This is a genomic window from Methylomagnum ishizawai (assembly GCF_900155475.1).
Classification (GTDB): Bacteria; Pseudomonadota; Gammaproteobacteria; order Methylococcales; family Methylococcaceae; genus Methylomagnum; species Methylomagnum ishizawai_A.
This window is the reverse complement of the sequence record NZ_FXAM01000003.1, coordinates 48,766-61,646: the sequence shown is the minus strand read 5'-3', so window position 1 is coordinate 61,646 and position 12,881 is coordinate 48,766. Positions and strand designations below refer to the sequence as shown.

General features: G+C 64.6%; 4 protein-coding genes. All 4 read right to left on the bottom strand.

The window, feature by feature from the left end:
- Positions 1-13 precede the first annotated feature (13 nt).
- Positions 14-2,272, bottom strand: coding sequence for a TonB-dependent siderophore receptor (locus B9N93_RS22335; RefSeq protein ID WP_085216594.1), 2,259 nt, complete (start codon positions 2,270-2,272; stop codon positions 14-16).
- A 158-nt stretch (positions 2,273-2,430) separates the two neighbouring features.
- Positions 2,431-3,696 (bottom strand): PepSY-associated TM helix domain-containing protein, encoded by a 1,266-nt coding sequence (locus tag B9N93_RS22330; protein WP_254899510.1) that lies wholly within the window; start codon positions 3,694-3,696, stop codon positions 2,431-2,433.
- 20 nt (positions 3,697-3,716) lie between these two features.
- Positions 3,717-4,178, bottom strand: coding sequence for a TonB-dependent receptor (locus tag B9N93_RS22325; protein ID WP_085216592.1), 462 nt, complete (start codon positions 4,176-4,178; stop codon positions 3,717-3,719).
- A gap of 123 nt (positions 4,179-4,301) precedes the next feature.
- Positions 4,302-12,875, bottom strand: coding sequence for a non-ribosomal peptide synthetase (locus tag B9N93_RS22320; protein WP_125469173.1), 8,574 nt, complete (start codon positions 12,873-12,875; stop codon positions 4,302-4,304).
- Positions 12,876-12,881 lie beyond the last annotated feature (6 nt).

Below are 12,881 nucleotides of genomic sequence, written 5' to 3'. Positions count from 1 at the left end.
ATTCGGCTTAGATTCAATATTCCAGGCGCAGCGATCCCAATACCGTCAACGGGTCGGCGGGCGCGTTCCAAGCCCGGCTGGCGTTATAGGGCTGGCCAGCGTAGAAATACCGCTTATCGAAAACGTTGTTGACATTGAGTTGGGCGGTCAGGCGGGTCGGGCCGACCGGCAGGGTGTAGGCCGCGTAGGTATCGGCCCGCACATAGCCCGGCAGCGTGTAGCTGTTCTCGTTGTCCCCCTGGCGCGGCCCCGAGATATAGGAACCGACGCCCAGGCTCAGCCCGTGCAGGACCGGGTCGGAAAAGGCGTATTTCAGCCAGACGCTACCGGAGTGTTCGGGCACGTTCGGCAGGCGGTTGCCCTGGTTGGTGCCCTCGCCGTCGTGGGTGATGCGCGCATCGGTATAGGCGTAGCTGGCGGTCAGGCTGAGTTCGTCGGTGAGCCGGCCGGTGCTGTCGAACTCGATACCCTGGCTGCGGGCGGCGCCGATGGTGCTGAATACGTTCTCGCCGACCAGGGCGAGGACGTTGGTCTTGTCGATGTGGAAATACGCCATGCTGGCCATTAAGCGCCCGTCCAAGGTTTCGGTTTTGAGACCGGCCTCGAATTGCTCGGCGGTTTCCGGGGCAAGCGGTTGGTTATCCGCGGAACGCCCGTTGTTGACGCCAAAACCCTCGACATAATTGCCGTACAGTGACAACCACGACCAAGGCCGGTAAAGCAAACCCACCCGTGGGCTGAAATGCCCCTCGCTTTGGTGGTTGTGGACGATGTCGTCGAACGATTCGCTGGACGTTCCCTGGTATTGCCTCGCCCAGTCGTAGCGCCCGCCACCCATGATCTGAACCTTATTGTCGAGCAGGGCAATCTGGTCTTGGAAATACAACCCGTACCAGGAGGTCATTTGGGTATTGAAGTCGTTCGGGGAGTTTTTCCGCAGGTTGTCGAAAAACTGGTAGCTTAAATTTGGATATTGGGGGTTGTTGAGGTTGACGTAGGTGAAATAATCGACCGGATTGACCGGGTCGAGCAGCGCGCTCAAACCGAAAAACCCGCTCTGGTTGGTTTTCTGGCTGAAATAATCGCCGCCCACCAGGAGCGTGTGCTTCAAGCCCCAAGTTTCGAATTTCCCGTTCAGGTTGAAATAAGTGGTGTAGGTATCCTGGTTTTGGTCCTCGAATTGGACGCCGCGCCGCACCTGCTGGGGATTGGATGTGGTTTCCAGCTTGGGCTGGAATACGGCGACCAGGATTTCCCGGTATTGGGTGTCCTGCCAGTTGGCGACCACGCCGTTTTGCAGTTTCCAGTCGGCATTGAAGCTATGCGACCAATTGAAATCCACCAGGCCGCTATTGACCGGGTCGCTGTTGAATTTCGAGCCGGGCTGGCCGTAGTTGTTGCTGATGGGGACATTGGCCACGCGCTTGCCGACCGCCGGCAGGCCGGTGTCGTAGGGCAGGGTGCGGTCCAGATATTCCACGCTGAGGTTGAACTCGGTGTCGGGCGAAGCCCGCCAGCGCAGGGTCGGGGCGACGAACTTTTGGTCCTGGCTGACGAAATCGCGGAACGAGTTGCGGTCGGTGTAGCCGAAATCGAAGCGGTAGGCTAGCGAGCCATCCTGGGTGATGGGGCCGGTGGCGTCCAGCGTGGTGCGGTAGAAATCATAGGAACCGAACTGCTGCTGGATGGAATAGAACGGGATATCCAGCGGCTTCCGGGTGACGGTGTTCACCAGCCCGCCCGGCTGTATCCGCCCGTAGAGCATGGAAGCCGGGCCTTTCAACACTTCCACCTGCTCGACATTGGCCATGTCGAAGGTGAGGGTCGACAGCCTGACGCCATTGCGGAAGCGTGCGTATTGGGTGCCGAAACCGCGGATGACGAAATCCTGTTGCTGCCCGCCCGCCTGCCAAACCTGTTGGACGCCGCTGACATTCTTGACCGCGTCCTCGACCCGCCAGGCTTGCTGGTCGCGTAGCACCGCTTGCGGCACCACCTGGATCGCCGCCGGAGTATCCATGATCGGCGTGTCGGTCTTGGTGGCGCTGGTCGCGTCGGGTACGTAATAGCGCCGGGTTTCCTGTTCCACGATTTGGTTGCGGCGGGCGTCTTCGGACTCCCCGGTCACGGTGACCGGGTCCAGCACGACCGCGGTGCCGCTCCCCTGCGCCGTGGTGTCGGCGACTGCGGCGGCGGACGCCAAAATCCCCACTAGATAACCATTGCAGGCCAAGCCTGGAAAAGCGTTTTTTCGAATTATTTTATCTTGCATCGTTCATCACGGGTTTATTTATATTAAGAAAATAAAATATCCGGGTTCATGGCACCAGGAGCGCCGGGGCTTCTTCAGAAATCCCCTTCAATACTCCGATGAAGCGTTCATCGACCATGGCGGTAAGGGTTTCTATATGATGGGCATATTGGGATATCTCATAAGCTCGTATGAAAGGAGGGGCGGGTCCGTTGTGTTTTGCCATGCGCGGCCCGCCGTTTTTGTTGCCAGCGGACCAGGCCGGTCGCGAACAGCAGCGGGCAGGCGAGGCCGGTCAGGCAGACCAGGATGCGACCGGTCCAGCCGAACACCTGCCCCGAATGCACCGGCCATTGCCATTGCATAAAAACGTCGCCGCCGCTGCCATGGGCAGGGTCTTGCACTTGCAAGAGTTGTCCGCGGTGGCGGTCGATGACCAAGCAACGGCTATCCAGCACATAGGGACCGAGATCGGGAACGTCCCGATAACAGGCTCTGAACAAGCCCTTGGTATGGGCGGAGAACATATAGAACTGCGGCACGCCGCCGGGATAGCCGACCCTGGCCTGGGCCAAGGCCGTGTCCAGATCGACCTGGGGCGCATACGGCGCGGGTGCCGATACCGTGGGTTCCGGCGTCAGCGGCGAAAAGCGTTCCACCAACCAGGCGAACTGGCCGGGCAGGTTGAAATACAAGCCCGATACCAGCAGCGCCAGGAGGACGATCAGGCTGTAAAACCCCGCGGTCTGATGGAGGTCGTGGTTGAAACGCACGGGACCGGCACGGCGCTTAAGGGTGAGTACCCGTCGCCATTTGCCATCCAGCGGCCACCAGAGAATGAGTCCGGTCAGGGCGGAAACCACGAACAGCACGGCCATGGCACCGACCAGGACCACTCCGGCATCCCACAGCAGCAGGGAATAATGGAGTTTGAAAAAGAACCCGATGAAGCAATGCCGGAACGGATTCCAGGCGTGGTAGAAAACCCGCCGCCCCACCACTTCCGCCGTATAGGGATTGACGGCGATATTCAGCGAAACGGCTTCTTCGGGCGGCGGCGTAGGTTGCGGATAGGAAAAGCCAACCACGTAGTTCATCCCGGCTGCGTCCGGCATTTCCACCCCGCCCGATTCCCAGCCCGGTGGGGCGGCCCGCTCGGCGGCGGTCAAGATCGCCGCCAGCGGTTGCGGTACCGCCCCAGGTGGCATCACGGCTTCGTACAGGCCGGGATTCAGCCACACGTCCAACTCGTGGGCGAACACCAACACCGCGCCGGTCAAGCCGATCAACGCCAGGAACAGGCCCAACCCCAGCCCCAGCCAGAGATGGACTTTCAACCACAGCTTGCGGCGGGCCTTGAGGCGGGCCAGCCTCCGCGCCCTGGCGTCCAACGGGCCGATCCCGTCGAACCGCTTCGGGGCCTTGTCCAGCATCGTGCTTGCCATCACTTTTCCTATGCGCCCGCTTAAAACTCCACCCGCACCGAACCCAGAAAGCTGCGTGGCGCGCCGGGGATGATGTCGAAGCGCGGGTCTGCCGAATCGACCAGGTCGCCGCCCGCGTAATAGGTCTTGCCCAGGAGGTTCTGCATGTTGAGCTGCGCGGTCAGAGTCGAATCCGCCAGCTTGAACCGATAGGCGAGCGCCCCGTCCACCAGCATGAACCCCACGCCGCTGACGATCTGTACCGCATCGCTCAGGGAGTTGGCCTTGCGGTCGTCCAATATCGCCCTGGGCACGACCTGGACCGATACCGGAATTTCCATGACCGGCGCATTGGATTTGGTGACGGCGAAACTCTGCTTGACGGCGAAGTTTTTCCGCAGCGACTGTTCGGCCGCAGTCCTGCTGTCCGCGGAATCTCCGGTGTCGCCGGTCACGGTGATCGGGTCCAGTACGACTGCGGCGGTGGACGCTTTAATCCCCATTAAATAGCCATTGCAGGCCAAGCCTGGAAAGCGTTTTTTCGAATTGTTTTATTGTTCATTACCTATCGCTATCGCCTGTTATGAATTGGTCTCCGGCTTGGCAGGCTCAAAGCCGAGATAGGTTTACGACGCCAATAAGGCCAGAGCCTCCTCTTCCGACAGCCCGGCCAGTTCCCCCATCAGGTATTCCTCGACCACGACGGCGAGTTGTTCGATATCGGTCGCCTCGAACAACGCCCGTAGCGGCACCTCGACGCCGAAGGCGGCGCGTACCCTGGATAGCACCCGGACCGCCAGCAGCGAATGCCCGCCCAGGTCGAAGAAGTTGTCGTGGATACCGACCCGCTCGACGCCCAGCACTTCCTGCCAGATGGCCACCAAGGTCTCTTCGGCGGGCGTGTTGGGAGCCACATAGCGGTCTTCCTGCTGGGCGGCGATGTCGGGCGCGGGCAGGGCCTTGCGGTCCACCTTGCCGGTGCCGCCCAAGGGCATGGCGTCCAGCCGGACGAAGGCGGCCGGCACCATGTAGTTGGGCAGCCGCTCGCCCAGCCAGGCACGGAGTTCGTCGGCCAGGGCCAAATCCGCTCCGGGATCGGTGCCGGGACTCACCACGTACGCCACCAAGCGCCGCCCGCTCCGGCCATCCTCCCGCGCCATCACCAGGGCTTGGGCCACACGGGGATGCCGCAGCAATTGGGCTTCGATCTCGTCGGGTTCGATGCGGAAACCGCGCAGCTTGAGCTGGTGGTCGATCCGCCCCAGGAATTCGATATTGCCGTCGGCCCGGTAGCGGCCCAGGTCGCCGGTACGGTAGAGGCGTCCGCCCGGCGGGCCGAAGGGATCGGGGACGAACGCCGCCGCCGTCAGTTCCGGGCGGTGCAGGTAGCCGCGCCCGACCTGGATGCCGGCCACGCAGATTTCGCCGGGCACGCCCACCGGCACCGGATTCAATTGCGGATCGAGGAGGTAGAGTTGGGTGTTGTCCACCGCCCGGCCGATGGGCACCACGGTGGCGGTGGCGGCGGGCGGTTCCGGCACGGCGTAATAGGACACATCGTCCGAACACTCGGCGGGACCGTAGGCGTTGAGAACCCGCACCGCAGGGAACCGCGCCATCCAGCGCCGGCACAGTTCCGGCGGGAACGCCTCGCCGCAGGCGATCAGCCAGCGCAACCGGGGCAGTTCGACCCCGTCGGCCAGTTCCAGCAAGGCTTGGATCAAGGACGGCACGGCTTCCAGGAGGGTCACGCCGCGTTCGGCGACCTGCGCCAACAATAGGCCGGGTTCCTTCACCACCTCGTCCGGGAAGATTTCCACCCGCGCCCCACAAGCCAGCGGGGTCAGGTGCTGCCAGACCGAAATATCGAAGCATTGCCCGGCGGTCTGGGCGATCACATCGGCTGCGGTCAGGCCCAGTTTGGGCACCTTGGTGATGAGGTTGTTGAACATGCCCCGGTGTTCCACCATGGCCCCCTTGGGCGTGCCGGTGGAACCGGAGGTGAAGATGACGAAGGCGAGGCTGCCCGGCCCATGGCGGCGCACCGGGTTGTCGTCATGGCCGGGACTCCGGGCCAGTTCCGCCACCGGCAGGAAGGTCGGCGGCTGTCCGGGAAGCTGGCCGCGAAGGACCGCCACCCGTTCCAGATAAGGCGTGCCGACCAGGACCAGACCGGCCCGGCTTTCCACCAACACCTGGGCCAACCGGGCGTCGGGATGGGCAGGGTCCAGGGGCAGGTAGGCGGCACCCGCCTTGAACATGGCCAGCATCAGCACCGGGAATTCCAAGCCCCGGTCATGCAGCAGGGCCACCAAGGATTCGGGGCCGATCCCCAACCCCGTCAGTTGGTGGGCCAAACGGTTGGCGCGGGCGTTCAATTCCGCGTAGCTGAGCCGCCCGCCTTGGCAGGCCACGGCCCAGGCCTCGGGCGTCCGGGCGGTTTGGGCCTCGAACCGCGCCACCAGGTCGCAGGGTTCGGGATAGGCGAAATCGGTGCGGTTCCAATCCAGCAACAGCTGTCGGCGTTCCGCCGCGCCCAGGAGGCCGAGTTCGCCGACCCGCTTATCCGGGTGGCGGATCATGTCTTCCAGCAGGCTGCGGAAATGCACGAGCATCCGTTCGATGGTGGCGGCCTCGAAACGCTCTTCCTGATAAGTGATCTGGAGATGGGTTTCGGGTCCGGGAATCACCATCACTGTGATGGGGTAGTTGGTGTGGGTACGCACCACCACATCCACAAAATGGAACGCGCCGGTCTTTTCCCGCAAGGAAGGATCGATGGGCGCGTTCTCGAAAGTCAGGAGGTGTTGGAACAAATCCTGGCCGCGTGGGACGGCGCTCAAACCCTGGATTTGGGTCAAGGGTAGGAATTCGTAGCGCCGTTGCAGCACGTTCTGCTGGAGCAGCCCGCGCAGGAACTCCAACAGCGGTTGTTCCGGCCGCACCGAGACCCGTAAGGGCAGGCCGTTGATGAACAGCCCCAGCATGGCTTCCACATCCGGCAATTCGGCGGGCCGACCAGCCACCGTGACGCCGAACAATACTTCCGGCTGGCCGGCATAGCGGCTGAGCAACACCGCCAAGGCGGCTTGTATGAAGGTATTGGGGGTCAACCGATGACGCTGGGCCAGTTCGGTGAGCGCTCCGGTATCGACCGCGGAAAGCTGGACGAAAGCGTCCCGCACCGCGCCACCGGGACGGCCCGGCGCACGATCCACCACCAAGGGCGTGGGTTCGGTGAAACCCCGTAGATAATCCCGCCAGAACTCCACCGCCAGCCCGGCGTCTTGCGACCGGAGCCAGCCCATATAATCGCGGAAGGGCCGCACGGGCGGCGCGTCCAACGGACGGCCTTGGGCCAATGCCTCATAGGCGGCCCTGAACTCAAGGAATATCAAAGAGTTACACCAAGCATCCAGGATGATGTGGTGATGGGTGAAGGCGAGGCAATAGCGCTCCTCGCCCAACCGCAGCAGGCGCACCCGGATCAGCGGAGGCCGGGCCAAGTCGATGCCTTCCCGCAGTTCGCGGTCCAGCAGCGCGTCGAGGCGCTCCCGCGCTTCCGGTTCCGTCAGCCCGCGCCAGTCGAGATATTCGAAAGGCAGGTCGAGGCGCTTGTGGACCCGTTGCAAGGGCCGGTCCCGGCCTTCCCAGAGATACGAGGTCCGTAGCGCCGGATGGCGGTCCACCACGCTTTGCCAGGCACGGCGGAACAAATCGGGGTCTATATCCCCCTCGATGTCGAAGCGGTCCTGCATGACATAGATGCCGGAGCCGGGTTCCAGCAAGGTGTGGAACAGCATCCCTTCCTGCATCGGGGTCAGGGGATAGATATCTTCGAGATCGCCGTCGCGGGACAGGACGGCGATCTCTTCCATCGGGAGGTCGGCCACCTCGAAAGCTGCGGTGGCGAACGCCTGGGTCTTCTTGCCTGCCGCCGGGATAGCCGCATCGCCGCCGGTGGCCGGGGCATGGAACACGACCGCCGCCGCCAGGGCGGCGACGCTCGGATATTCGAAGACATGGGTGGACGTCATATCGAAACCGGCGTCCATAGCCCGGCTGGCGGCCTGGATACCCAGGATGGAATCCCCGCCCAACTCGAAGAAGTTATCGTGCCGCCCGACCCGCTCGACCCGCAGCAGTTCGCGCCAGATATCGGCCAGGAGCATTTCGGCGGCGCCTTCCGGCGCTTGGTAGGACTGCGACGACAGGCTGGCGCTATCCGGCGCGGGCAGGGCCTTGCGGTCCAGCTTGCCATTGGGGGTCGAGGGCAGGCGCTCCAAGACCACGAAGGCCGCGGGCGTCATGTAATCGGGCAGGCTGCCTTGGAGGAAGCGGCGCAACTCATCCACCGCCAGGGAGGCCGCGGGTTGCGCCACCACGTAGGCCACCAAACGCCGGTCTCCCGGCACGTCCTCGCGCACCACCACCGCCGCGTCGGCGACCCCGGAAGCTTCGCGCAGCTTCGCCTCGATCTCGCCCGGCTCGATACGGAAGCCGCGGATTTTGACTTGCTGATCCACCCGGCCCAGGAATTCCAAGACCCCGTCGGCGCGGTAACGGGCCAAATCGCCACTCCGGTATAGCCGCCCCACGCCGCCGGGATCGGGTACGAAACGCTCGGCGCTCAGTTCGGGCCGGTCCAGATAGCCCCGCGCCACGCCCGCGCCGCCGATATACGCCTCGCCCGGAACCCCGACCGGCACCGGATTGCGACGGGCATCCAGGAGATAAACCGCAGCGTTGGCGATGGGCCGACCGATGGGAATGGGCCGCTCCGTAGCCAAATCGCGATGGGTGATGGCATGGACCGCGCTCCAGACCGTGGCCTCGGTGGGACCGTATTCGTTATAGAGCCGGGTTTCGGGATGGCGCGCGCCATGACGGGCCACCAGATCGCGGGGGCAGGCCTCGCCGGCCACGATGACGGTACGCAAGCAAGCGAGTTGGCTGGGCTCGGACTGGTCCAGCAGCAGGCCGTACAGCGAAGGCAGGCACAGCAGATGGGAAATCCTGTGCCCGGCGATGGTCTCGGCCAGGGCTTTGGGATCTTTCTGGGCACCCTCCTTGGGCAGCACCAAGCAACCGCCCTGGCTCAAGGTCCAGAAAATACCCGCCACCGAACTATCGAAGGCGAAGGAGGACAGCAGCAGGAAGCGCTCCACCGGCACCGGGTAGTATTCCAAGCGGGCGGCGGTGGAATAGGCCGCGTTGCGGTGGGTGACGACCGTGCCCTTGGGGCGGCCAGTGGAACCCGAGGTATAGATGAGATAGGCCGGATGGTCGGGATCGACCGGATAGGCCGCGTCTTCCCCGGAATGCCGGGCTAAAGCCTCCGCGTCCCGATCCAGGCAGAAGGTTTCGATATCCTGGGGCAAACGCTCCAGCAAGGCCGCTTGGGTCAGCAGCAGCCGGGCACCGCTATCCGCCAGCAAATACTCGATCCGTTCCTGGGGATAGCTGGGGTCCACCGGCACGTAGGCGGCACCGGCCTTGAGTATCCCCAGGAGGCCCACCACCAGGGCGGGCGAGCGTTCGACGCACAAGGCCACCCGGCTTTCCGGCCCCACCCCCCGGCCCCGTAGCTCATGGGCCAGACGGTTGGCCTGGGCATTCAATTCCCCGTAGGCGAGGCTGGCGGTGTCGCAAACCAGCGCGGTCGCCGCCGGGTCGCGCTCCACTTGGGCCTCGAATAATTGATGCAGCCGTAGCGCCGGAGGAGCAGCGCCGACGGCGTTCCATTCCAGCCGCAGACGGCGTTGTTCCTCCGGCGTCAGCAGCGGCAAATCACCCACGGGGCGGTCCGGGTCGGCGGCGATGCCCTCCAACAGGGTTTGGAAGGCCCGCGCCATATGGGCCAGGGTTTCTGGCGCGAACAAGTCCAGCGGATAACGGAAGGAAGCCAGCAAACCGCCCCGGTGTTCGGCGACCGTCAGTTCCAGATCGAAGGTGACACCCCGCTCTTGCAGGGTGATGGGCGTCGTCCGCCACGGTCCCCAGACCGCTTCGCCGCCCTGTTCGCTCTGGGCCAAGCCGACCAAATCGCCAGCCACGCCGGATTGCGCGGCATGGAAAACGAACAAGGTCTGGAAAATCGGCCAATGATTGCCGCTCCGAGTTGGCCGCAGGCGCTTGACCAAGCTGGAGAATGGCAAGTCCTGATGGGCCAGGGCGTCCAGCACCGTGGCCTTCACCCGGTCCAGGTGGGCCGTGAAGCTCTCCCCGGACGACAGCCGGGCGCGGATAGCCAACGGATTGACGCAATTGCCGACCACCGGGGCGAAGCGGGCCTCGGAACGGCCTGTGCCCGCCGTGCCCACGATGAGATCGTCCTGCCGGGTATATCGGTGCAACCAAGCCGAGTAGGCGGCTAGCAACAGGGTGAAAACCGTCGCGCCCCGCCGCTGGGCCAGGGCACGCAGCCGATCCGCCAGTTCGGTATCTATTCGCAGGGTGCAGGAACCGCCCCGGTAGCTGGGCAGGGTAGGCCTCGGGAAATCGGTGGGCAATTCCAGGATCGGCAGGTCGTCCGCCAACTGGATCCGCCAGTAATCCCACTCCGCCTGTCCGGCGGCGGATTCGGGATAATGTCGTTGCCAGGACGCGAAATCGCGATAGCCGACGCGGGGAAGGGCGCTGTCGATGGCGCGGCCCGCCCGTAAAGCTTCGTAATGAGCGCGGAGTTCCTCCAGCAGGAGCAACACCGCCCACAGGTCCACCGCGATGTGATGGACCGAGAACAACAGGGCGTGGTGGTCCACACCCAGCCGGTACAGGGTCGTCCGCGCAATGGGGCCTGCGGCCAGATCGAAGGGGTCGGCGGCGCGCCGTTCCATATCCCGCCGCAATTCATCTTCTTCCCAGGCGGTCGCGTCGATCAGCGCGAAATCGTCGCGCAGGGATTCCGGCGCAAGCACCGTCTGGATGATGTCCTCGCCCTCGGCGCGGTAGACGGTACGTAAAACCTCGTGCCGGGCCAGCAAGACCCGCAGGGCGCGTTCGAAGGCGGGCGCGTCCAAACCACCGCGCAAGCGCAAAGCCGCTTGCAGGTTGTAGACCGGGCTGTCCGGGTAGCGCTGTTGTATGGCCCAGATCGAGCGCTGGGTAGGCGAGAGCAGGCGCGGATCGGAGGCATCGGGGCTTGCCTGGGATTCCACCCCGGCGGGCTGGGCGGCCAATTGCCCGGCGATATCCGCCAATGTGGCGTCAGACAGGAACAGGGTCAGCGGTGTCGCGCCGCCGAGGAGGTCGTCCACCGCGTGCTTGAGTTCCACCGCCTTGAGCGAATCGAAGCCCAAGCCGCGCAAGGACACCTCCCCGGTCAGCCCGGCCTCGCTGGTCCGCAGCAAACGGGCGGCCTGGGCACGGAGGAAACGGGCGATCAGCGGTGCCCGCCCCGCTGCCGGCAGGGCGGACAAGGCTTCCCGCAGCAGCCAGGTATTGTCATTTTCAGCCTGGACCGGACGCGCCTCTTCCGGGGTTCGCGTGGCTTCCAGGGGATTCGCCGTGTCCCCCGAACGCGCCAGCAGCGGCAACGACCCGTCCAGGTAGGCTTGTTTGCAATCCCGGCGGCGTAGCTTGCCGCTGGAAGTTTTCGGTACCGCGCCGGGCCGGACCAAGGCCAGCCCGACCGCGGATAATTCACATTCTTCGGCCAGGACCGTCCGCATCGCCGTGAAGACTGCCTCGAAATCGGCACCGCGCACGGCTTCCCGGCTGATCTCCGCGACCACCACCGCTTGCTCCACGCCATCCACCGTCACCGGGAACGCCGCGCAGCCGCCGGGCCGCAAGACCTCGATACGGTCGGTCAGGGCGTGTTCAATATCCTGGGGATGAAAATTGCGACCGCGGACGATGATCAAATCCTTGAGGCGGCCATTGATATAAAGCCGGCCAGCCTGGAGGCAGCCCAAATCGCCGGTACGGAGGAAGGTGTTTGGCGAGGTGGCGTCGGGCCGGGTTTCTTCGAGCCCGGCCTTGAAGGTCCATTCCGATAGTTCGGGACGGTTCCAATAGCCTTGGGCCACGCTCGGGCCCGCGACCCAGACCTCGCCGGTTTGCCCTTCGGCGCAGGCCAGCCGGGTTTCGGGATCGACGATGCGGATTGCGTGGCCGGTCCAGGGCTGGCCGCAGGACACGGGATCACCCGCCGCCCGCCCCAACCTGTCGCCGCTCACGAACAAGGTCGCCTCCGCCAGCCCGTAGCACGGGAAAATGCTGTCGCGACGGAAACCGTTACCGGCGAAGGCGGCGGCGAAGCGTTCCAGGGTGGCGGCGCGTACCGGCTCCGCGCCATTGAAGGCCAAGGTCCAGCAGCCCAGGTCCAGGCCATGCTTTTGCGCTTCCGTCACCTTGCGGGCGCAGAGCGCGTAGGCGAAATCGGGACCGCCGGAAGTCGCGGCCCGGTAGGTGGAGATGGCCCGCAGCCAGCGCACCGGCTGTTCCAGGAAGGCCAGGGGCGGCATCAAGACGGCGGTGGAGCCGACATATAAAGGCTGGAGGATGTTCCCGATCAGGCCCATGTCGTGGTAGAGCGGGAGCCAGCCCACCACGGTGGAAGCCTCGGTATGGCCGAAACCCTGCCGGATCGCTTCCTGGTTGGCGATGAGGTTGCCATGGCTCACCATCACGCCCTTGGGCTGGCCGGTCGAGCCGGAGGTGTATTGCAGGAAGGCCAGACTGTCGGGGGTCAGAACCGGCGGCGTCCAGCGTCCGGCCCAGGCCGGGTCCAGATCGTCGGTGGCCAGCCATATCCGGTCCGGCGCGGCGGGAACCAAGCCGTCTTGGCATTGGGCGACCAATTCCGCCGTGCCCAGGATGGCAGCGGGCGCGGCGTCCTCGACAATGCTGCTCAGGCGGGCCAGTTGCCGCCGCGAGGGCGGATAGGCCGGCACCGCGACCACCCCGGCATAGAGGCAGCCGAAGAACGCCGCCACATAATCCAGTCCGGGCGGATACAGCAACAAGGCGCGTTCCCCAGGCGCGACCGCCGCCTGCAACCGGGCCGCGATGGCGCGGGCCTTCAGGTCCAGATCGGCGTAGCTCAGGTGGCCGGATTCGGTTTCGCCATCGGCCAGGAACAAGTAGGCGGTCGCCGCCGGTTTACGCTGCGCCCTGGCGCACAGCAAAGCCACGATATCCGTGGTCGTGGGGAAGGGCATTTCCAACGATCCAGATTCTTCCAAATAACGCACGGCGGG

Bases quoted from the DNA above. Each gene is read 5' to 3' on its own strand.
- B9N93_RS22335 (WP_085216594.1), bottom strand. From the start codon at position 2,272: ATGCAAGATAAAATAATTCGAAAAAACGCTTTTCCAGGCTTGGCCTGC.
- B9N93_RS22330 (WP_254899510.1), bottom strand. From the start codon at position 3,696: ATGGCAAGCACGATGCTGGACAAGGCCCCGAAGCGGTTCGACGGGATC.
- B9N93_RS22325 (WP_085216592.1), bottom strand. From the start codon at position 4,178: ATGGGGATTAAAGCGTCCACCGCCGCAGTCGTACTGGACCCGATCACC.